We start from the raw sequence: 23,898 nt of genomic DNA on the forward strand, positions 1-23,898 counted from the left end.
GATTAGCAAGCTAAGTTTTGTTTTAAAAAACTTGCGTCAGAGCGTTCATCTTCCCAATATATAAGATTACCGGGCGTTGACTATGATTCCTCCTCCTAGTAGCAATCCGTCTCCATAGAATGCAGCAGCCTGCCCGGGAGCAATGGCTGTTAATGGTTCATGGAGCTGCACGTGCAGTAAATGATCCGATGTGACGGTAATCGTGCCATAGTTTTCCTGCTTGCGATAGCGTATCTTCACAATTATGTCAGAGCGTCCTAAAGTACGCTCCTGATTTACAAGATTCCAATCTTTCAACCACATTTCTGTTTTTTCCAACGATGAAAGAGAAGCCAACATCACTTCATTCTTTTCAGGATCAATCTCTTTCACAAATACAGGACGATTCAGATGAATGCCCAAACCGCGTCTCTGCCCAATAGTATAAAAGGGATAGCCTTCATGCCAGGCAATAAAATTTCCCTTTTCATCGACAAATCTTCCTCTTCTGATTCTGTCAGACCAGGTCTGTTTATCGCTGCCCGATGTCTGACTATTGTTGATTGATGCCTCACTATTACTGACCGACATCTGACCATTTCTGACCAACCAATCTTTTAAAAAGGTCCGATAGTCCATCGGGCAAAAACAGACACCAATACTATCCTTTTTGGTTGCCACCTTTCGAAAACCATGTTCAGCAGCCCAGGCACGGGCTTCAGCTTTCGTAATATCGCCCATCGGCAACAGCATCCTATTAAGAATATCCTGTTTCAATCCCCATAAGAAGAAGGTTTGATCCTTATCCGAATCGGCGGCGTACGTTATATAAAAAGTTTCATTTAGTTGTATATTCTGCGCATAGTGTCCGGTAGCAATATAAAAAATTCCCATTTCATCGGCAATCTTAGCAGCAAAGGCCATTTCAGATAATTATTGCACAAGGTACAGGGGACCGGAGTACGTCCTGCCAGGTATTCCTGCACAAAATATTCAATAATCTGCCGGGCAAATATTTCACGGGCATCGTATGTTATATGCCGTATTCCTAAACGTTCTGCCAAATTACGGGCATCTTCCAAGTATTCTGTCGAACCATTCAATTCATAAAAACGGAAGGTTACCCCGATTACTTCATAACCGGCTTCCAGCAATCGCATAGCAGCAACAGAGCTATCTGTACCGCCACTCATTCCAAGCAATACGCGTTTGTTTTCCTCTATCATGCTGCAAAATTAAGTATTTTCCCGTATCTTTGTCAGTTAAAGCCTAAAAGAGAATGAAAGAGAGACCAACTAACGGACAAGTTATAATCGTTTTCACAGAGCATCCGATACTCGGCATATTACTGATTCCGTATATTGCGGAAAGGCTGAACGATGGCACCTTGCAATTAGTGGAGCAAGCGTTTCACGCCTCTCCGGAAGCTATGAGCATAATGAGCGAAGCGGAAAGACAAGCTATCGATATCGCTTCATACTATACAGAAAAGTATCTGATGGGCCTCTACTCCCGTGAAAAAACAGTATCACGCTTTCTACATAAGCTATCCGAAGATCCGGAACGAATTAAAAATAATATTCGCCCGTTCATCGAAAAGAAGCTGTTGGAGATGCTGGCGTTGATACGGGAAAATGGACTGCCTTTTTATCAGAAACAAGCCGGTAGCAAAATCTTATACGCCCATCATATTTATCATATCAACCCTCACGACGTAGAAATTCGCGTAACGTTTCATGTTGACAGTAAAACGTTCCGTTATCAGTTGCAGTGTTATTATGAAGGGCAACCGTTCTCTTTGAGTGAGTTAAAACCGGTAGTTGTACTGACCTCCTCGCCGGCCACTCTATTATTGGGAATGGAGTTATATTTCTTTCCGCACATTGAAAGCGCACGTATCTTACCTTTCACAAAGAAAAGATCGATTAGCGTAGACGCTTTGCAGATTGAGAAATACATAGACAACATCGTTATTCCAATTGCACGTTATCACGATATCGAGACTCACGGTTTGAATATTACTGAAGAAGAATGTGCCTGTGAAGCTGTTCTCTCATTCGAAGATGCCACATACAACGGACAAGCATTGCAACTTGTCTTCCGCTATGGAGACCAGACATTTGCACCAGATAGTGCTAATGAAATGAAGAAAATCATTTATCGGAAAACATCCGGTGAAATCGGCTTTTTCCCGCGTAATATTACAGTGGAAGAACAAGCAGTCCAACTCTTAACGAATGCCGGTCTGCAACAACTCAATGCCACACACTTCCAACTATCCGCCAAAGCTCCGGAAAAGACAATTGTCGAATGGATCAACAATCATCGGGAGATGTTGCAGCAATCCTTTCACCTTACCAGTAATGTAGGGAATGCATTATATTGTCTGGATGAGATACGCATCGAGCAAAGCTGCGACGATGAGGTTGACTGGTTCGAACTGCACATCACTGTTGTTATCGGTAATCTGCGCATTCCTTTTTCACGTTTCCGCAAACATATCCTCGAAGAAAAGCGGGAATATCTGCTACCTGACGGGCGTATGATTCTCCTGCCTGAAGAGTGGTTCAGCAAATATGCGAACTTACTGGAGATGGGAGTACAAACAGAAAAAGGAATTCGGTTGAAACATGCATTTATAGGTGCCGTACAGACAGCTTTGGGTGAGGATGGAGTGAAAAAATTCCCCGCGAAGCAGCAAATACATAACGTTGCCGTACCAAGAACGCTTAAAGCAACGTTACGCCCCTATCAGCAGAAAGGATTCTCGTGGATGGTACACCTCCATAAACAAGGATTTGGCGGATGCCTGGCAGATGACATGGGACTCGGGAAGACTCTTCAGACTCTTACCCTGCTACAGTACATATATAAGCCATCCGCTCCCAAACAACCCGCTACCCTAATTGTAGTCCCCACATCGCTACTTCACAACTGGCGACGGGAAGCCAAGCGCTTTACAGGGCTCTCAATGATGGAATACAACAACACCGTGGCTATAGACAAGAAACGTCCGGAAAAATTCTTCGGTCATTTTCACTTGATCTTTACTACGTATGGCATGATGAGAAATAACATTGATATACTCTCTTCCTACCGTTTCGAATATGTCGTGCTCGATGAAAGCCAGAATATCAAGAATAGCGAATCGCTCACCTTCCGGTCGGCAATTCAACTGCAAAGCAAACACCGACTCGCACTAACAGGTACTCCTATCGAAAACTCATTAAAGGACCTGTGGGCTCAATTTCATTTTATACAACCGGACTTACTGGGCACGGAAAGTGCTTTCCAAAAGCAGTTCATAATGCCGATTCGCCAGGGAAACGAACGCGTACGAGTGCAGTTGCAACAACTGACTGCCCCATTCATCCTCCGTAGAAGCAAGAAAGAGGTAGCTCCGGAACTTCCTGAACTTACGGAAGAAACAATCTACTGCGACATGACTGAAGAGCAGAACACGTGTTACGAACAGGAGAAAAACAGCTTGCGAAACATACTTCTCCAGCACCCTCAAAGTACGAACAGGCTCCATTCATTTAGTGTACTAAATGGCATTTTGCGTTTACGACAACTCTCTTGTCATCCGCAACTCATTCTTCCTGATTATACCGGAACATCCGGAAAAACCGCACAGATAATCGAAACATTCGATACATTACAAAGCGAAGGACACAAAGTCCTAATTTTCTCTTCATTCGTCAAACATCTGGAGGTCTTGGCTGAAGCTTTCCGAGAACGAGGCTGGAAATATGCCCTATTAACAGGAGCAACCAACAACCGGCCTTCCGAAATCGCCCATTTCACCGAGCAAAAAGATGTTCAGGCATTCCTTATTTCACTAAAAGCAGGGGGTGTGGGACTCAATCTTACACAAGCCGACTATGTATTTATCATAGATCCCTGGTGGAATCCTGCCGCCGAATCGCAAGCCATCGCCCGTGCCCATCGTATCGGTCAGGATAAGCAGGTGATTGCCTATCGCTTCATTACACAAAACAGCATTGAGGAAAAGATTCTGCATCTGCAAGATGAGAAACGAAAACTGGCGGAAACATTTGTTGCCGACAGTGAGTCATTGCCTATATTAAGCAATGAGCAATGGGTAGACCTGCTCTAATAATACATAAAGCCTCAATCTATCACAGAGGTGTGTAAAATGTATTATTTCATCGTATTCCTGAATTTTTTTATCCATATACTCTTATTTTATCCGGTTATCTTTGCCACTGTGAAAATTATAAATAACCCGAAATAATAAATGTATGAAAAACAGGAGCATTACCTACCTATTACTATTTGGTATTTGCAGCATGTTGGCAATCATGCAATCATGCCAAAAAACAGACGACCTGGAAGCAGACATCAATTCTCTGAAAGACCGTGTCGCTGCTTTGGAAAAAGCAACGGAAGGACTGAATACTTCATTTGCCAGTCTGCAAGCCCTTATGCAAAAAAACAAAATCATTATCGGAATTACTCCGACTAAAGATGGCTTAGGATATTTGCTGGAACTTAGTGACGGAACAAGCATTAAAGTCATGGAGAGTGAAGCAGTACAAGCGTCTGTCCCTGAATTTTCCGTAGACGAAGAAGGCTACTGGATATATAAAACAAGTAATGATACAGATTTCAAATATCTGCCAGGAGCCGATGGAGAGAAAATATCAGCCTGGCCCCGTGATGGAGAAGGCAATGTGGTGGCAACTCCATTAATCAGCGTATCTTCCAGTGGATATTGGCAAGTGAGCTACGATAATGGACAAACATATACAAGCTTAGGAACTAAGGCCGAAGGTGGAAGTCAGGGAGGAACCAGCATATTCAGCAAGGTAGAATATAATGAAGCAAACCATACTTTCTCATTCACCCTGCTGATGGTGAAAAAACATATACTTTCCCAGTAGACGACAGCTTCGGACTAATCATTTATGGTCTCAATGACGCTGAAAGTGAACAAGCTGTGCAAGTTTTTGCCCCCAATGAAAGCCATAAAGAGTATAAAGTAGAACAGAATGACGTGCAACAAGCTGCAATACAAGCTCCTAAAGGATGGGATGTTCTTTTATCCGAGAACTTATTAACTATCACACCACAAGCAACTGTTGTAAAAGACGTAGAAGAAACAATTAAGATTGTACTTACTTCATCAAAGAATTATATCCGTATTGTTTCTATTGAAGTGAAACAACTTTCCAATGAAACCGGAGCAAAAGCCTGGCAACAATTTGTAAACGCAGATCAACAAAATGTATTATTGGACTTTTCATACGCCGGATATAAACATGGTGAAATAGCTCCTCCTGAAATAGAAACATTAATAGCACAAGGATATAAAGTATACGATGTTACAGATCCCCAATATGGGGCTATCCCCAACGACGGCAAATCTGACAGAGCAGCTTTCATGAAGGTACTGGAAAAAATAGCAAGAGAAACAAAGCAAGAAGATCTCAATAATATGACAGATCGATATATTAAGGAAAACGCTAAAGCTATTATCTACTTCCCAGAAGGGAATTATATTCTACAAGATGAGGATTCTAAGGATCGCAGGATTCGTATATCGATGAGTGATATTGTTTTAAAAGGAGCCGGAAGAAACAAAACAACACTCGAAATGACTGCTGCAAATAATTCTCCCAAACCTACTGAGGAAATGTGGAATGCTCCTGTTATGATGGAGTTCAAACATAATACAGGATTAGGAGAATCAATTGGTGCTATCACTGAAGACGCTCCCATAGGCAGCAAAACCATAACGGCCAGTTTAACAGGAGTAAGTGCGGGCAGTTGGGTATGTCTCGTACTGGGAACCCCCAAGTTGGGAAACACGGATAATGATGTTATTAATTCCGAACTATCGCCTTATCAATGGCAAGATATTAAGGTACAACAAGGCATTACTCCCAATATCAAAACAAATGGTATTCAAATATTCGAATACCATCAGATTGAAAAGATTAGTGGTAACAGTATTACCTTTAAAGAACCCATCATGCATGCTATTAATAAAGATTGGGGATGGAATGTACATAAATTCGCCAATTATGCCAATGTTGGCGTAGAAGACCTTACATTTAAAGGACATGCCAAAGAGAAGTTTATTCATCACGGCTCTGACATAGATGACGGTGGTTTTAAGCTTATCGATTTTGTACGTCTGACCAATTCATGGATGCGCCGGGTTAATTTTGAAAGTGTTAGTGAAGCCATGTCAATCACAAGTTCTGCCAATTGTTCTGCTTATGACATCACTATTGGTGGTAATCGTGGACATGCTTCTATCCGCTCGCAAGCTTCTTCCCGTATCTTTATTGGAAAAGTAACTGAAAGCAGCAATGGCTACACACTTAGAAAAGGAGAAGGTGAAAGCACATTGATGGAATATAAAACAAACGTTGGTCAATATCACGCTTGCGGTGTTTCAAAGCAAAGCATGGGTGCTGTAATATGGAATGTGAAATGGGGAGATGATTCTTGCTTTGAATCACATGCCACACAGCCACGTGCAACATTAATTGACTGCTGTACTGGCGGTTTCATGCATTGGAGACAAGGAGGAGACTCTGCTCAAATGCCAAATCACATGGAGAATCTGACAATATGGAATTTCTATGCAACAAATGTACAAACAGATCAGGACATCGATACAGAAGGTAAATTTACTGGTGGGATAGTAACGGCTTTTGGTGGAAATTTATGCCTCCTATCATTGTCGGTTTCCACGGAAGTCCTTTAGATTTTGATGCTACTCAAATGAAGCGACTCGAAAGTAACGGAACTGCTGTGGAACCATATTCACTCTATGAGGCTCAATTACGTAAACGTTTGGGATATGTTCCTTCCTGGCTATCCTCTTTAAAATAATAACTTTAAAACAATATAATCATGAAAAAAGTATGGAGTATGTTCATGTTATTGGCTGTATGCCTGGTAGCATGTACCAACATTGACGATTTGGAAGATGATGTAGACGCACTGAAAAAGCGCGTTACCGCACTCGAGACACAAGTACGTGATATAAATAGTAACACAGAAGCTCTTCGCGAACTTTATAATGAAGGAACATTTATTACTAATATAGAGGAAAAGTCTGATTCCTACACACTCACTTTGAGCAATGGAAAAACAGTAAATCTATATATGAAAAACGATAATAACCTGTTATGCCCTATTATCGGTATCGATTCAGAAGGCTACTGGACTGTTCTTTACAACAAAAATGAAACTCCGGAGCGTCTGACTGTAAACGGACAACCTGTGAAAGCTAATGGAGAGAGTGGCAAGACTCCTACATTTAATGTAGATAGTGAAGGCTACTGGCAGGTTAGCTATGATGAAGGAAAAAACTATGAATATATATACAAAGAAGGAACTACTGACAAAGTCAGCGCAACTGGTGACGGTTCCGCTCCGGCAGAAGACAAAAACTTCAAGAGTGTAACAGTAGAAAACAACGAACTGGTCTTAGTACTTGCGGGTGAGGATGCTCCAACCATACGTATCCCTATCATCAGCGACTTTGAATGTAGTTTTGCGGCTGAAGATTTAGAACAAATACAAGAGTTTTCTGCAGGTGAAACGAAAGAATTTACCATGACCATGAGAGGAGTAAAAAATACAATGATTACTGCTCCAGAAGGATGGAGTGCTAAATTCTCTAAGGAAGCTGGAAAAGAAAATGTATTGATTGTTACTGCCCCTGCATCAAGCGCAAAGATGATGACTCGTGCAACAGCTGATAACAGTACTGATATTGCGATATTGGCAACAAGTGGAAAGTATGCTATGATTGCAAAGATTCAGGTTAGTATTAAGAATCGTACGGATTATAAAGCCGATTTTGATCATGGTAAAGACATTACTATCGGCGGCATCACCATCAACAACCAAATTTATTCAGATGCTGACATACAAATATTGGATGCAACAGATGCCGATGTGGCACTTGACACTTACTTTAGTGCTACAATGAGTAAACCTGTTATACTGTTCCTCACAGGTACAGCACACAATTTTACCACAACCGGAGTAAAATCAATCAGCAATGATGTTATTATCATCGGTCGATATGATGACGAGCAAGTAACACTTCGTCCTATTAATTGCTGGAAATCATGCAAAGGAAAGCTACTTTTTAAGAATATAAAAATAGATTTAAGTGATCTCAATGGAGGTAGCAATGCTGGTTATTTTATAAATAATGCAGGCGTTATCAGCAAGGGAGACTTTACTGACATCTGCATTGACAACTGTCTGATTGCGAATGTCTTGAAACCAATTTATTACGATGCAGCACAAAAGACTTACTTTGGTATAGACAACATCTCTGTTCAAGACACTCGTATTGAAGTTAATGCTATCAAAATTGCCTTGATAAATATATATAAAGGCTTCAATTTAGGAGATTATAAAACTTTCAACTTCAAGAACAATATAGTGTATAGCCAGACACCTCAAGAAGGCGTGCAAATATTAAACTGGGCTACTGGTAATATACCTTTATCAGATGGTGTACTTTCTGCCGAAATTATAAATAATACTTTTGTCAACATGATAGGTAGCAATATATTCTTCAGATATCAAAAAGGAACATCATTGACTATAAGCAAGAATATCTTTGACGTAAGTCCGGAAGCAGAATTCGGTTCCTACTATTATTCTTTCTTAGAAAGTTGCACACCTCAAATAGATGTAACCGACAATATCGTATATGGCTTAACCAAAAATTGGAATTATTATCATACAAGTTCTTTAGTTAAAGAACCAACAAGCGGTAATAACATAACCAAGCACGCAACAGCTCCTATTACTCAATATGATTATGTAAATGGTATATTTACATTAGCTAGCGATGTAGCTGGTTATGGAGCAACAATTGAATAAAACTCTTTTACCAGTTTAATAATAAAAGCCGCATAACGAAAGTTATGCGGCTTTTATTTATCTAAATGTCATATCATCAATCAAGAAATCAGAAACAGGAGAAGCTACTACATCCGAAAAATACGAGTCTGGTTCAAAAAGAAAGTCCCTGCATCTGATGCATGACAGCACGACGACTCAGATCTGAAGCTCCTTTATTAATATTCAATACTTTACAAAAACATCTGCCAAGTTGAACAAACGATGGCTGGCTTAGCTAAAGCCACATCTTTTCCCCCACCACCTTGCGGAAAAACTTTTTTAATCTATCTTTGCACCCAAAACAACGCTACATGAAATACAAACTTATCGTGCTCGACCTTGACGGCACACTCACCAATTCTAAAAAAGAAATCACTCCCCGCAACAGGGAAACTCTAATACGTATACAAGAGCAAGGAATACGACTCGTATTAGCTTCCGGACGACCTACTTATGGTATTGTACCATTAGCCAACGAATTACGGATGAATGAATTCGGAGGTTTCATCCTCTCCTATAACGGAGGTGAAATTATCAATTGGGAAACAAAAGAGATGGTATATGAAAATGTGTTACCTAATGAAGTTGTTCCGATGCTCTATGAATGTGCCCGTACCCACCAACTAAGTATATTAACCTATGACGGAGCAGATATAATAACAGAAAACTCTCAAGACCCATACGTACAGAAAGAGGCCTTTCTCAATAAAATGGCAGTACGGGAAACAAACGACTTCCTCACAGAGATCACGCTTCCTGTAGCCAAATGCCTCATCGTGGGAGACGCAGATAAACTCATTCCGCTTGAAGCAGAACTTAGTCTCCGGCTACAAGGACATATTAACGTTTTCCGTTCAGAACCCTATTTCCTCGAATTAGTTCCGCAAGGAATTGACAAAGCTCTTTCTCTTGCTGTCTTATTGAAAGAAATAGGAGTAGCACGAGAAGAAGTCATAGCAATGGGAGATGGCTATAATGACTTATCCATGATTAAGTTTGCAGGACTGGGAATTGCTATGGGAAATGCACAAGAACCTGTAAAAAAAGCAGCAAATTACATCACTCTAAGCAACGAAGAAGACGGTGTAGCAGAAGCTATTGATAAGTTTTGCAGTCAACAATAACCAAACATTTACTTTCATGCCGACAAAATTTTAGTTTCTCGGTGAGAAACCTTTGGTTTCCCGTAATGAAACCATTGGTTCCCCGGTGTGAAACTTTTAGTTTCATACCGGGAAACTAATAATATTACCAGTAAAACAGCTCAAGAGCTAAAATCAACTCATCAAAGATAGAGCGCATATTCAGATTTTATACTAACTTTGCAGTTCCAATAAAACAAATATAAAATGTTATGGAACATCAACTTACCATTTACAACACCTTAGATAGAAAGAAAGAGTTGTTCGTACCGCTTCATGCACCTCATGTAGGCATGTATGTGTGCGGACCGACTGTTTACGGAGATGCCCATTTAGGACACGCCCGCCCGTCTATAACCTTCGATGTGTTATTCCGCTATCTCACCCACCTAGGATATAAAGTACGCTACGTACGAAATATTACCGATGTAGGTCATCTGGAACATGATGCCGATGACGGAGAAGACAAGATTGCCAAGAAAGCACGTCTGGAAGAGTTGGAACCAATGGAGGTTGTTCAATATTTCCTGAACCGCTATCATAAAGCAATGGAAGCACTGAATGTACTTTCTCCGAGCATCGAACCACATGCTTCAGGACATATCATTGAACAAATCCAACTGGTACAGAAGATTTTGGATGCCGGATACGCCTATGAAAGCGAAGGCTCCGTTTATTTCGATGTAGCCAAATACAACAAAGATCACCATTACGGAAAACTTTCCGGACGTAATTTGGACGACGTATTGAATACCACCCGTGACCTCGACGGACAAAGCGAAAAACGCAATCCCGCCGACTTCGCCCTTTGGAAAAAGGCACAACCTGAACATATCATGCGCTGGCCGTCTCCATGGAGCGACGGTTTCCCCGGATGGCACGCCGAATGTACCGCTATGGGACGCAAATACCTAGGCGAACACTTCGATATTCACGGAGGAGGAATGGACTTGATTTTCCCTCACCACGAATGTGAAATCGCACAATCGGTAGCCTCACAAGGTGATGACATGGTTCACTACTGGATGCACAACAACATGATTACCATCAACGGAACCAAGATGGGTAAATCACTCGGCAACTTCATCACTTTGGACGAATTCTTCAACGGTACTCATAAGCTGCTGGCACAAGCCTACACACCAATGACAATCCGTTTCTTCATCCTGCAAGCTCATTACCGCAGCACGGTAGACTTTAGCAATGAAGCACTGCAAGCATCCGAAAAAGGGCTGCAACGTCTGATGGAAGCCATTGACGCATTGGATAAGATTACTCCCGCACCGGCAACTTCAGAGGGAATCAACGTGAAAGAACTGCGCGCTAAGTGCTATGAAGCAATGAATGACGACTTGAATACACCGATTGTCATCGCACAGCTTTTCGAAGGTGCCCGCATTATTAACAATATCATTGCCGGCAATGCCACCATATCCGCCGAAGACCTGAAAGAGTTGAAAGAAACATTCCATCTGTTCAGCTTCGACATCATGGGATTGAAAGAAGAAAAAGGTTCTTCTGATGGCCGTGAAGCAGCCTACGGTAAGGTAGTAGATATGCTACTGGAACAACGTATGAAAGCGAAAGCCAACAAAGACTGGGCTACTTCCGATGAAATCCGCAACACACTGACAGCACTCGGATTTGAAATCAAAGATACTAAAGACGGTTTCGAATGGAGGCTGAATAAGTAATAAGAAAAGAAAGTGCTCAACGCACCGTGCAAATACAAAGAAGACCGGCTCACCACGAACCGGTCTTCTCTTTTTTCATAGAAACATGATAACTAATACCTCTCTTTAAATTCTTGTTTTCTCTTATCTTATTCACTAATTATTTATTTTCCATGAGCATTTCAACCGGCTGTCCATGCTGACAGGTTACCGTCAGTACGGTCTGGTCTCCCTGCTGTTCCAACCGGACATTTTCCATCGGGCTTGTCAATCTCCAATGTCCTTTAAGCCGTATCTCCTTAGTAATAGGACGACTGGGTTCTTTCGTTGTATACGTCTTCTCTTCTATATTCAGATTCGGATCACAGACGCTTAAACGGATACCCTTATCAGATTCCTTTGCATACATCACCATTGTTTCCGCAGGAATAGCCACGAACACTTTATCAGCGGCAGGCTGATAAGCTTCAAAAGCAGCATACGCCGTGATACCTGTCTTTTTATCATAAACAACGTGAGCAGTCTGATCGCGTTGCAACACCTCGTATGCAGGAGTTTTACGCAGCTCGTCGAGATCAGAAGCAGAAGGCTGTATCAATACCATATATTCATAAGTCCCCTCTTTCGGTGCCTTGCCATGTTCTATCCAGGCAGAAGAGAATTTTCCCTTAGTAACTTCACGCGTCTTTTCGTGCCGTGATTCCTGTTCTGCCACCTGTGCGCGAACGGTTCCGTCCACTACATGATAATAATTGTCATAACCATCATGAAGCCAATAGTTATCCTCTCCTACTTTGGGCTCCTTACCATTATATTTTGTCTGGAAAAGAGTCGTTTCCGTAGGATAATCCGCATTGGAGTTCGAAATACCTGTTCCCAGGCAAACCATCCGGTTATCAAAACAGAATACGGATTTACGGGCCACAAAGTCTGGTGTGAAATTCTCATAATCCCGTTCTGCCAATTTCATAGCGAACATTCCATTTTTACCATCTAAAGAACTGCTTCCGGAGAAATTCTCTTTGGAGCGTGCCATAGTCGTTCCTTTCAATGGGCTATCAAGCAAATCGAAAGGCAAATGAATGGTAGTTGTACCCGGCAAACGGTTCCAGTCCCATCCCTCCTGCACAAAACCGCTTCCGGCACGTGACACGGGATTTCCTTTCCCCATAATCTGCACGGAGCCATAACTCTGATAACGTCCGTAACGGTTATCTTTCGTATAAATTTCAGAGCCCCATACGTCAGTGGTATACCCTTTCAATGTCACCATCCAGTCCGCACGACGGAAAATGCCTGCCGAACCATAGTTGTAAACGAAGAATCCCTGTGGAGCCTGTGCCGGTTGAATACCTTCCTTCTTGAAGAAACGCGCATTCGGAGTATCACTATTGCGTATCAGACGTAAATAGTCGGCAGCCAGACCACGATCAAACGTATTTCCCTGACCGGACAAATCGCCGGATAAAGCGATATTGGCAAATGCTTCGATATCATCGCTTCCCATCTTCCCTCCAAAAGGATGACGGCCACTGATTCCGATGCCCCATTCATAGAAATTGCAATAATTGCGCATAGCAATAAAGGCTGATTTCATGTGTTTGCGCGCATCTTCGGTCAGTTCAAAACTTGTACCATTGGTAAATGCAATATATTCTCCTACAGTCGCAAGTACTCCAGTGGTATATCCCGGATAGAAACCGCCATGATGGAAAGTCGTACCGTCTACCTTTATACCACCGATCGTTCCCGGAGTATAACGCAAAGAAGAAGATAGCCAACGTGACAAGCCGCTCAACGCTTGCGCCTGTTCTCTTGCATCGGGAAACATCATAGCGGAAATAAATTTCGCCATCAATAACGTATGCCAGGAATCCAACAATTCATCACGTGTTGGAGAACATGGCTGACGAGTTTCTTGCAGAGCCGCCCAAAAACGCAATGTGGAGAGATAAGCATCCCGATGAGGATGTTTATAGATAGCATCACGCATCAGCCAGGCAGTTGTATATATCTTACGTACCTGATAACCATAATGATGATTGGTACCCATACCGCTACCGTATGCAAATCCCTGATCGATAGCATAGTCGAATACGGTAAAGTAGTTTTTCTTTGATGTTTCGTTCTGGTTATAATAAGCATCATAGGCAAAGCCGGAAAGCATCGTTTCAATATCGTTCCATGACATTTCTCCTTTCTTCTTGTCCTGTTCATCAGGAGCAACAATAGGAGTTCCTATAAATCCCGTCCCAGCGATGGATGGACTGATAGCCGCTTTCTCAAATGTTTTATAGGCAGCATTAATCGGTCCTTGCGGAGCCTTTTTCACTTCCAGAAAGTCAGTCAAACGTTGTTCGATAGTCTTCAGCTCCTTCTTTTGTTCGCTTGTCAATTTAGAAGGCAGAGGAATATCATACGACTGTTGTTCCCATTTCCACACGAGACACCAATGCCACAGGTCACGATTAGACAGCCCATTATTGGTAGGCAACTGTTGGTCGGGAGTGGTACGAAGATTCATTTTCTTTCCGGAAAATCAGACGGTCAAGAAAGATACGTCCCTTCCGTTGCGGGGCAACCAGCCGATAGGCTACGATCTTCTTATCTTTCTTGTCGCCCTGCATATACTCAAAAGAGATCCAGCAAGCCCGCCAGCCTGCTGCCTGCAAACGATAAGAGAACCAGTAAGAGACTTCTCCCTCCTTATTCAGAAACTCAAAACGAATAGAATCCTGCTGCGGTTTCTCATTATAAATCCACAAGGTAATGCCGAACTGCTTCTCGTTTCTCGTATTCAACGATAAAGGAGCAATTTGAACATCCAGCGTAGAACCGGGCTGAAAGTCCCATTCCAGACTACTTTCACCCTCTTTGTAAAAAAGAGAAGAGATTTTCACTTCTCCCTTTCCGGAAACTGTAAATGCTTCGGGCACTTCTTCTTCAAATCCGATGAGTTGAGCGAAAGCTGAAGGAATGATTCCCAAAAGGAATAATACTATAAAACAACTGTTTTTCATTACTATTTTCAATTTAAACGCGGATGCGGATTAACACCTATTATTGTCGCAGAGATTTACTCCTAAAATTGGCACTTATTTGAGTTAATCAGCGTTTTATAAATTACTAATCGCTAATAAGGAATCCGATCCGACAGAATCTTTTCCGTATACCAAGGATCATTAATTTCCTTCAACATAGCTCCCATTTCACCGCAAAGTTGTGCCACAATCTCCTTATTTTCTTCCAAAGGCAGGTTATGCAGTTGATATGGATCTTTTACATCATCGAATAAGAGGCTTTTCTTCAATTGCTTCGTATCACGGTCGATATATAACGCCAATGTATATTGAGCCGTCTTGATACCTCTTGAAGAAGGGAAGTAAGTCTGCACCAATCCATTTTCATCTTTATCACCATCTACATTCTGAATATACAGTGCACCTGTAGGACGAACAATTTCAGCCTTTTCATCGAAGAAAAGAGGAGCGAAATTACGTCCCTGCACTTCCGCCGGAATAGAATCACCCAGTCCGCACAAGCCAAGCACCGTAGGCATAATATCAGGAGCGGAGAGCAATAAATCATCTACCCTCGGCTGAATCTTACCGGGAAAACGAACCAGGAACGGAATATTCATGGATTCAGAATAAGGGGAATTCTTCGGATCATCAGTGCGCTGGCTACACATCGTCTCACCATGATCGGAAGCAAAGATTACGACTGTATTCTTATCCAATCCCAATTCTTTCAATGTCGTCAAAATCTGTCCGAAAGCACGGTCTACTCCGGTAACGGAAGCGAAATAATAACGTGCAGACTCCGCTTTCTTCATCTTCAAATCGACATTCGGACGAATCAACAGACTATCCAGAGGCTGATCTTTATAAAGATTAAAATCCTGCTCTTCACAGTCATTCAAGGAGCGATACGGGCTGTGAGGAGGATTCATGCCCACCATTATGAAGAAAGGTTTCTTGGTATCACGTACGTTACCGTCATTTTTCAGATAAGAAATGACTTTGCCTGATTCGTGTAAAGGTGACCATTCCTTCGGATCGTGTCTCTTACCATCCGTATCCCAATAATGCGGGTTCTTGTGTTCGTCAAATGTTCCGTAAGAATACCAGTAGTTAAAGCCGTGCCGGCGTTCTTTCGGTGTATAGGCATCCCATGCCGGACGTTTTTCTTCCACATACTGTCCCGGATGTTCGGGATCGTTCGGAGTCGGGAAGTCAGCGTGAAGTTTACCAAAATAAGCACAGTCATAACCTGCTTTGCTGAACACATCGCCGATACATTCCGCATCCTCGCGTAAGGAACTGATCGGACGTGTAGAATTGCAATTCAATGGTACACCGCTTTTGTTCGGATACATACCGGTCAGTAACATTCCACGATGAGGGCTGCTCAACGGACAGTTACTCTGTGCAGACGACAAGACCATAGATTCACGTGCAAAGGCATCCAGATTAGGAGTATGCACGGGGTCTCCTTCAAAGTTTACTTTATCCCGGAATCCGTCCTGCCTCCAGAAGCCCATCGCCTGGTTACGGTATTGATCGGGAAATACATAGATTATATTAGGATGCTCCGCTTGTTGGGACGCTTGCTTCGGAGCCTTGCAACCTTGTGCGGCAAACAGCGTCAAGCCTCCTACAAGAAGGTTTATAGGTTTATTCATGATAGTTTATGATAAATAATTAAAACAGGTAAATGACAAACGGTCAATAGAAAGTTATAGATAATAAGTAGCGAATGATAAACGGTAAACATGTTCCGTCAGAATCCGCTAAGCATTCACCGTTCACTGTTTACCGTTCATTGTCTATTTCTTATTTCTTTTCCAAATCTCTTTTACGCATCAGTCCTTCCAAGAAATAATAGTCAGCATAGTTCAGAGGAACGTCAATTTCCTGACCGTGAGGAATACTGCCAACCGAATGCATCAGGATAAAGTTTCCATTTGTTCCAACTTCTGCGCGATAAGCAGGTGAGCCCAAACTTTCCATTATCTTATCAGCCGTTTCTTTGTAGTGGTTGCCCGGCAGATAGCCATCCAGTTCGTAAAGGGCAGAGGCTGTACAAGCTGCTGCAGAAGCATCACGCGGTTCGTTCGGAATATTCGGAGCATCATAATCCCAGTATGGTACGAGGTCCTCCGGCAGGTTCTTATTATTAAAGATGAAGTTATAGACTTTTTGTGCCTGGTCGAGATATTTCTTGTCTTTCGTGTAACGATAGCAAGTAGTGTATCCGTAGAGTGCCCAAGCTTGTCCACGGGCCCAAGAAGATTCATCCGCATATCCCTGTGCAGTTTGTCTCTTACGCACTTCTCCTGTCTCCGGATCGTAATCTACCACATGGTAGCAGCTGTTGTCCGGACGGAAGTGGTGAGCCATTGTTGTATCAGCATGTTTCACTGCAATATTGTAGAAAGTAGAATCTCCGGAAAGAGCTGTTGCTTCAAATAAGAGTTCGAGATTCATCATATTATCAATAATCACCGGACATTTCCATCCCCGTGTTCCCTGCCAACCTTTATCGGCATCCCATGACTGGATAACGCCTGCATTCGGACGAAAACGAGTGGACAATGATTTGGCAGCTTCTATAATGACGTCTTTGTACTCTTTCTTATCTGCCATGCGATAGCCGTTCAGATAACTGCAACCAATCATGAAACCTACATCATGATGCCATTTCAGATATTTCACAGAATCAAGAGCTTCTGTGTATTTCTCAGCCAGCGGCAACCATTTCTTATCACCCGTCAGGTTATAAGTCAACCATATACTACCGGGAAAGAATCCGGAGCACCAGTCTTCCATCGGTATGTAAGAGATACTCCCATCTTCGTTGATTGTTCTCGGATTCAAGATTTTACCGGACTTCTCGATAATGTCCGTCTGGATTGTGTTCTGTGCCACAGCGTTGTCGATGTTGTCCTGAATAAAGTCTACTTCAACCTTTTTTTGTCCACCGCAACTCGTAAAGATCAATAGGGAAAGTCCTAATGCGCTAAGAATTGTTTTCATAATACAAGGATTATTTGTTAAGTGATTAATTTTCCTGATGGCAAAAGTAGTGCATTTAAATAGAATTGACCGACCTAAATAATCCAAATGAAGGACAATTTTGGTACATTTCACTGAAAAATGAAGGAATGGATAGAATTATATATTCAAAAAAACAGAGTCCAGATACAAAGAAAGTATCTGAATTCTGTTTTCTCAATTATATAATATTGCAAACTATATCTATAATTCGAATGGCTACAGATGAGTTGCCTTGTTCAGCCAAATGGCTAATCCGGCTTCTTACTTTAAACTTTCACAAATTTCCGTATTTACCCTCTTCAAATTCTGTTCATCCAGTTTTATTACTTTGCGGTCGTATGTCATCAATCCGTTCACTTCGATCTCAACATCTGTAGTCTGTGTATAAACAGCAGCCGAGAATCCACGTGCAATCATATCCTTCAGCATATTAGCATACTTCAGATACTCATCAGTAGCTTCTTTGGAAGTACTAAACTGAACATACCCCCAATTACGATTCGGCTCCCAAAGATGCTCCTTCAGCACTAAACCAATTCCTCCATACTCTCCGAGTACAGTTGCACGCTGTGCGTCATATAAATACATCTCCGGACCGGGATAATTATGCAAATCGAGCATATCACCACAGGTATAATGATTACCTCCACTGGCAGGATTCACTAAACGGGAAGGATCATATTGCTTTGTCCATTCTGCTATTTCAGGGGTTTTAAACTGCCCCCAAGCCTCATTGAAAGGTACCCATGTGCCAATACAAGGATAAGAGTAAAGGCAGTCGATAATTTCTTTCCATTCTTTACGATAAATAGCCTCTGATTCAGCAGACCGTTTAAATTCTGTTCCCTCAAAATACTTCCGATTCTGCCACTCGGGATTCTTATCGCCACTCGGCATGTCCTGCCACACAATAACCCCTAAACGATCACAATACGTATACCAACGGGCAGGCTCTACTTTTATATGTTTGCGAATCATATTATATCCAAAATCTTTTGTCTTTTGAATATCATATACTAAAGCCTCATCCGAAGGTGCTGTATACAAGCCATCCGGCCACCAGCCTGATCTAAAAGACCAAATTGAAACAAGTCTTTATTATTCAGTTGCAGACGCACAATTCCATTTTTATCACGCTTCGTTGAATATTTACGCATGGCAGTATAGCTCTTAACCTTATCGATCAACTTATTTTCTGAATACAGACAAATTTCCATATCATATAAAAACGGAGAATCCGGAGACCACCACTTTACATCAGACGGCATAGCAATCTCAACCGGAATACCATTTACGGAACTTCCTACAGCCACCAACTGCTTTCCTTCTAATACCTTCACCTCCAATTTATCTGAAAGCATCTGATGATCTGTCATAACCTCTACTGTCAACTTATTCCTGTCAATATCAGGAGTCGTTTTGATATTGACAATCGACCGGATTGGCACGGGTTCTAGCCAAACTGTTTGCCAAATACCACTGACAGGAGTATACCAGATACCTCCCGGCTTACTAACCTGTTTTCCTCTAGGCTGAGGACCTTTATCAGTCGGGTCCCACACTTTCACGATCAATTCATTTTCCCCATTCAGCAAGGCAGGCGTGATATCAAAAGAAAAAGGAGTAAATCCTCCTGTATGTTGTCCCACCTTTACCTTATTTACCCAAACATCCGCTTTCCAGTCAACAGCCCCAAAATGCAATAAGATCCTATGTCCTTTCCATTTGGAGGGAACCGAGAATTGACGCTGATACCAAAGTTCATTCTTCTCCCCAAGACTTTTCCCCACTCCGGACAAGCTTGATTCTACAGCAAAAGGAACTAAAATCCGACCATCATAACTTTGTGGCATAGCTTGACCTACCGGAGAAATAGCATAATTCCACAATCCGTTCAGATTTATCCAGTCAGCACGTTCCATAATTGGGCGGGGATATTCGGGCAACACGTTTTCAACATCTATTTTCGCCGCCCATTCCGTCATAATTCGACCGCCAACCGGTTTCCACTGTGCAAATAGATAAACACTATTAATAAGTATCACTAAAGAACATACAACTTTTCTCATCTACATTATTTCTATTAAGAGTATTTTTACTAGGTCAAGTTATTCCAATATAATATCAAACTGATCGTAAGGTGCCGTACGATGTGCCAGATGCCTGGTCAATTTTGAAATCCCAAACAAGGGAGAATAAGTACGTACTTTGATCGTTTTACCATCCGGCATAAATTCCAGAATGCGAAGCCAACCATCCCCTCCGTTCCCTTCCGGACCGCCTCCTACATATTGTACATTAAACGTCATTTGTGATACATCTTTCCCGGCACTGTTCTTATCCACCCGATAAGCCACATTATTCTCATATTCACCGGTGCCTCTTCCCACATGTCCGCAAAGTACGAGACGGATATTGGAAGAAGGATAAATAAGTTTCTCCCAAATAGCCTGCCCCGAGTTTTGTGGAGAAATCTTATACCCATCTTTCGTAACGCGCTTATTACCTATATCAAGATAAGAATGAGTGATAAAAATCACCTTATAATTCTTGTATCTCGGCTTGTTTACCAAATCTTTCGCCCATTGCAGAACTTCATCACGAGGCACAAACTCTACTGCTATAACCAAAATCTTTCCCCATCCCGGCTCATCAAACTCAAAAGCCGAATTCTCTAAAGACGCCCTGCCTTCACGATTAGGAAATTCACTGACACAGATATTCCGCCAGGTAGAATTTCGTTCAAAAGGAATATAATCAGGAAAATAAGTACGACCGTTTTCTGCGGCTTTGTATCCATAATCATGATTGCCTGCGGCAATAATATAAGGTACTTTGTTATCCAGTCTTTTCAAAGCCTGCGATGCTGCCTCCCACATTTCACGACTGGTCTGGTTCAGCATCTTACGGTTTAATACATTATTATCATTCTGCTCCACCAAATCGCCTGTACAAAGGACAGCTTTAATTTTAAGCGACTCTATATTGTCCGCAATCCATGCGGTACAAAGATCAAAAAGCGGCTGGTTAATATCATACTTGGTATATCCCTGTGGATCACCGAGCAAAATCATAGAAAAGGATTCCGGATTGACCAATTTCTGGGGATCAGCCCGATGCTGCGCCGGGAGACAAGTGACAGAAGCACACAATATCCCGGCCAATAAATAGTTGAATAGTTTCATAGATTACTCTTTTTCTTCTTCGTTTTTAAATACAGGTGCACGAGATACGGATGCCGGTGTGCCATTAGTAATATAAGGCCAGCCATCACTGCTCCATTGTATGCGGTCACACATCAATTGACGACCATTATCTATTTTCGCTTTCTGCCAGGCATGATAGAAGAACCAGTCATTACCCTCATCATCCGTGATAATTTCGGAATTGTGTCCGGTTCCGGCAAACAGGTTATTACCCTGTAGAATTACTTCATTATAACTACTATTTTCTTTCATCACAGTACCGTTTTTACCCACATAAGGACCTTCGATATTTTTAGAACGCCCCACCACTACACGATACGTACTTCTTTCCTCTTCACAACAACTACCCGTAGAGCCAAATAGATAATAATAATTCCCGCGTTTATGAACCATGATGCCTTCTATTGAAGGACCCGCTATCTTTTCGGAAACAGCCCCTTTAATGGATAGACCGTCAGCACTTAACTCTACATAACGGATACCTCCTTCATAGCCTTTAGAAGTACTATTATAACTTCCCCAGAAAAGATACTTCTTACCATTATCTTCAAAATAACAAGGGTCGATGCACTGCATAGTACCAGAATTGTAGTCAAGAAGTTTTCCGTGATCCGTAAAAGGCCCTACAGGAGAGTCGCTGACCGCCACCCCGATACAACTATTCTTAGGCAAGTCCCAGTGCCCGAGAGCATAATAGAGCACATATTTGCCATTGATATAGTTAATGTCCGGAGCCCATAAGCGAGTGTCCGGCTGCCAGTTCGGTTTTTGCAGAAAGGCTGCCCCAGCATAAGTCCACTGTGTCATATTAGTAGATTTGTAAATCGGAATATAGATATTATCCTGTTGGGTAACATACAAATAAAGGTTTCCGTCTGCCGCATGAATTATTGTCGGATCAGGCAACTGTTTGCCGACTATAGGATTGGAGAATGAAACAGGGTTAGGTGTACTCCCCCCACCCCCATTTCCATTACCGTTACCCGGCCCATCCGGTTGTTCGTCAGAGCCACCGGAACATGCCATGATACACAATGCTGTTGCAATTAAAAAAGATAATTTTTTCATATATACTTTATTAGTTAAAACTAAGATTAATTTATCCAACCTTCATTCTGTTCCAAATTCGAGTTCATTTCCATTTCTTTAGCAGGAATAGGCCAGCTCCAGCACTGATCCCCCAACCAGTACCAGGTATAAGTCGTTTCACCCCACATCTGCATCAGACCGTTACGATTATTATCAAACTTCTTATCTTTCCACGTTCCCCAACGCAATTCATGGAAATACATGGAATCTTCGCCACCGATTTCCCAGTAATACTCATTCCGGATACGTTCACGCAAATCACTCTGCCCGTTAACTTTCGTAGCAGGATAAGTTGCATTATTCAATTCGACATGCCCTGCACGACGTCTTACTTCATTAACACATCTGATTGCTTCGCTTTCATGGGTACTTCCCCATTCATTTAGCGCTTCTGCTTTCAGGAGCAATACTTCCGCATAGCGTATTAATGGAATATCCAATCCATAAGTATCACGTTCTGTCTGTTCCAGACCTTCAGGTACAAACTTTCTCCATAGATAGTAAAACTTATCGTTTGTATCAGTACGGATATCAAAAGGCTCTGCACTATCGGAGCCACGATAAGGCCAACGCAATGTATAAGTATGAGCTATTCCAGAAGAAGCACCATTGTATTGTGCGTAAGGGGTAATGACAGCCATTTGCAGACGTGGATCACGGCTCTCGTAAGCTTTTTTGATACGTGCTTCATTGCCACTATCCAGATATTTGTTCATATCTGCCCCATAGGCAGCCATACGTTCCTTTTCCGCCGCAGACAGTCCATCGCGTAGAAAAAACACCACACGTTCTTTTTCTTTCATCGCACTATAGCCCGGCAAGTAGTTATCCCAATTAAACTTTTCTCCGGTCGCCGTCTCAAAAGATTCTACAAAATGCGGATTAGGCAAATAGTTATTCCACATAGAACCTGCTGTACAACGGTTGCCGTAAGTGATGTTCCTTGTATTGGAGTAGCCATATTGCTTGATGCATTGCACAGAGAATATCATTTCTTCACATTGTTCATTTGCTATTTTCAACAACTGCTTATAACTGGTAGCACCGGCCTTAGTATATAACCCGAAGCCACAGTCAGCCACAGAATTAAAATCATCAACCGCCGCCTCCCAATTCTTCTGCCACATATATACTTGTCCGCGTAATGCATAAGCAGCTCCTTTGGTTACCCGTCCATAGTTAGAGTCACCCGAATTATATTTACCCGGTAGATTGGGTTCATTCACACAATCTGTCAGATCCTGGAGTATAGCCGCCCAAACATCCGCTTCTGAAGAACGGGCTTTGTTACCGTTTTCAGGACTCGTGATTGCATTCATATATAACGGCACTCCTTTATACAAGATATTCAAGCGCATATAAGCAAATGCACGCAAGAATTTACATTCGGCGATAGCCGTTGCTTCTCTCCGGTCGACATATCAGGAACCTGACCAATATTATCTATCACATCATTAGCACGATAGATAAAAGTATAAAAACGTTTATAAATATCACTGAACAGGCCACTTGAGGGAGTAGCTGCTCCTGTACAATTAGGCATTCGCTTAATCCAGTTCTTGTCTGTATCCATCACAGAAGAATAAGCATCCCATGGAATCCGGTGCGAATCCAAAATGCCGGAGTTAGGACAATATTGATCCAGAAAGACATTATATACGCCGATAACAGCCTGTTCGGCCAAAGTTGCTTTCGTCCAGATACTACTACCGCTTATGTTATTGGTAGGAGTAGTATCTAAAAAGTCCGCACCGCATCCAGCCATAGAGAAAGACAGCAAGGCAATAGATGCACATCTTACTAATTTCCGAAATATTTTTATTTTGTTTTTCATCATAAA

At 42.1% G+C, this 23,898-nt stretch carries 11 protein-coding genes and 4 pseudogenes; 7 read left to right on the plus strand and 8 right to left on the minus strand.

What is annotated here, in order from left to right:
• Nucleotides 1-66: 66 nt before the first annotated feature.
• Nucleotides 67-1,205 (minus strand): annotated as a pseudogene (mnmA, locus tag DXA05_RS10655) (tRNA 2-thiouridine(34) synthase MnmA).
• A gap of 53 nt (nucleotides 1,206-1,258) precedes the next feature.
• Here mnmA and DXA05_RS10660 point away from each other — a divergent pair.
• The 7 genes from DXA05_RS10660 to cysS all read left to right on the plus strand — a co-directional run bounded on the left by DXA05_RS10660 (nucleotide 1,259) and on the right by cysS (nucleotide 11,725).
• Nucleotides 1,259-4,099: a DEAD/DEAH box helicase gene (locus DXA05_RS10660; RefSeq protein WP_008024003.1), complete on the plus strand. Its 2,841-nt coding sequence runs from the start codon at nucleotides 1,259-1,261 to the stop codon at nucleotides 4,097-4,099.
• A gap of 145 nt (nucleotides 4,100-4,244) precedes the next feature.
• Nucleotides 4,245-4,886, plus strand: a complete 642-nt coding sequence (locus DXA05_RS27420) for a PL29 family lyase N-terminal domain-containing protein (RefSeq protein WP_284515514.1) — start codon at nucleotides 4,245-4,247, stop codon at nucleotides 4,884-4,886.
• A 56-nt stretch (nucleotides 4,887-4,942) separates the two neighbouring features.
• Complete coding sequence (locus DXA05_RS10665; protein ID WP_284515515.1) at nucleotides 4,943-6,721, plus strand: DUF4955 domain-containing protein; 1,779 nt, start codon at nucleotides 4,943-4,945, stop codon at nucleotides 6,719-6,721.
• On the plus strand, nucleotides 6,682-6,849 hold the full coding sequence (locus DXA05_RS27425; RefSeq protein ID WP_284515516.1) for a DUF4955 domain-containing protein: 168 nt from the start codon (nucleotides 6,682-6,684) through the stop codon (nucleotides 6,847-6,849). Before DXA05_RS10665 ends, DXA05_RS27425 begins: the two co-directional genes overlap by 40 nt.
• Nucleotides 6,850-6,870: 21 nt before the next feature.
• Nucleotides 6,871-8,868: a PL29 family lyase N-terminal domain-containing protein gene (locus DXA05_RS10670; RefSeq protein ID WP_008023999.1), complete on the plus strand. Its 1,998-nt coding sequence runs from the start codon at nucleotides 6,871-6,873 to the stop codon at nucleotides 8,866-8,868.
• A gap of 332 nt (nucleotides 8,869-9,200) precedes the next feature.
• Entirely contained in the window at nucleotides 9,201-10,013 is an 813-nt protein-coding gene (locus DXA05_RS10675) for a Cof-type HAD-IIB family hydrolase (RefSeq protein ID WP_004315541.1), read from the plus strand.
• A 230-nt stretch (nucleotides 10,014-10,243) separates the two neighbouring features.
• Nucleotides 10,244-11,725 (plus strand): cysteine--tRNA ligase, encoded by a 1,482-nt coding sequence (gene cysS, locus DXA05_RS10680; RefSeq protein ID WP_008023995.1) that lies wholly within the window; start codon nucleotides 10,244-10,246, stop codon nucleotides 11,723-11,725.
• A gap of 139 nt (nucleotides 11,726-11,864) precedes the next feature.
• Here the strand turns inward: cysS and DXA05_RS10685 are convergent.
• From DXA05_RS10685 to DXA05_RS10715, 7 genes and pseudogenes are all read right to left on the minus strand, one after another.
• Nucleotides 11,865-14,724: pseudogene (locus tag DXA05_RS10685) on the minus strand (chondroitinase family polysaccharide lyase).
• Between the two features lie 113 nt (nucleotides 14,725-14,837).
• Nucleotides 14,838-16,388 carry a sulfatase gene (locus tag DXA05_RS10690; protein WP_004298319.1) on the minus strand — a complete coding sequence of 517 codons (1,551 nt, stop codon included), beginning with the start codon at nucleotides 16,386-16,388 and terminating at the stop codon, nucleotides 14,838-14,840.
• Nucleotides 16,389-16,539: 151 nt separating this feature from the next.
• On the minus strand, nucleotides 16,540-17,742 hold the full coding sequence (locus DXA05_RS10695) for a glycoside hydrolase family 88 protein (RefSeq protein ID WP_004308000.1): 1,203 nt from the start codon (nucleotides 17,740-17,742) through the stop codon (nucleotides 16,540-16,542).
• Between the two features lie 282 nt (nucleotides 17,743-18,024).
• Nucleotides 18,025-19,832, minus strand: a pseudogene (locus tag DXA05_RS10700) (sugar-binding domain-containing protein).
• Nucleotides 19,833-19,871: 39 nt separating this feature from the next.
• The gene (locus tag DXA05_RS10705) at nucleotides 19,872-20,948 is read right to left on the minus strand and encodes a metallophosphoesterase (RefSeq protein ID WP_008641764.1); all 1,077 of its coding nucleotides are present in this window, start codon (nucleotides 20,946-20,948) and stop codon (nucleotides 19,872-19,874) included.
• Between the two features lie 3 nt (nucleotides 20,949-20,951).
• Complete coding sequence (locus DXA05_RS10710) at nucleotides 20,952-22,037, minus strand: family 43 glycosylhydrolase (protein ID WP_128859159.1); 1,086 nt, start codon at nucleotides 22,035-22,037, stop codon at nucleotides 20,952-20,954.
• Between the two features lie 26 nt (nucleotides 22,038-22,063).
• Nucleotides 22,064-23,892, minus strand: a pseudogene (locus tag DXA05_RS10715) (RagB/SusD family nutrient uptake outer membrane protein).
• Nucleotides 23,893-23,898: the final 6 nt, after the last annotated feature.

Source organism: Bacteroides sp. AM54-2NS (assembly GCF_003602935.1).
Classification (GTDB): Bacteria; Bacteroidota; Bacteroidia; order Bacteroidales; family Bacteroidaceae; genus Bacteroides; species Bacteroides xylanisolvens.

Coding starts and splice junctions, on each gene's coding strand:
- DXA05_RS10675 (WP_004315541.1), top strand. CDS start 9,201: ATGAAATACAAACTTATCGTGCTCGACCTTGACGGCACACTCACCAAT.
- DXA05_RS27425 (WP_284515516.1), top strand. CDS start 6,682: ATGCCTCCTATCATTGTCGGTTTCCACGGAAGTCCTTTAGATTTTGAT.
- DXA05_RS10705 (WP_008641764.1), bottom strand. CDS start 20,948: ATGAAACTATTCAACTATTTATTGGCCGGGATATTGTGTGCTTCTGTC.
- DXA05_RS10695 (WP_004308000.1), bottom strand. CDS start 17,742: ATGAAAACAATTCTTAGCGCATTAGGACTTTCCCTATTGATCTTTACG.
- DXA05_RS10710 (WP_128859159.1), bottom strand. CDS start 22,037: ATGAAAAAATTATCTTTTTTAATTGCAACAGCATTGTGTATCATGGCA.
- DXA05_RS10670 (WP_008023999.1), top strand. CDS start 6,871: ATGAAAAAAGTATGGAGTATGTTCATGTTATTGGCTGTATGCCTGGTA.
- DXA05_RS10690 (WP_004298319.1), bottom strand. CDS start 16,388: ATGAATAAACCTATAAACCTTCTTGTAGGAGGCTTGACGCTGTTTGCC.
- DXA05_RS27420 (WP_284515514.1), top strand. CDS start 4,245: ATGAAAAACAGGAGCATTACCTACCTATTACTATTTGGTATTTGCAGC.
- DXA05_RS10660 (WP_008024003.1), top strand. CDS start 1,259: ATGAAAGAGAGACCAACTAACGGACAAGTTATAATCGTTTTCACAGAG.
- cysS (WP_008023995.1), top strand. CDS start 10,244: ATGGAACATCAACTTACCATTTACAACACCTTAGATAGAAAGAAAGAG.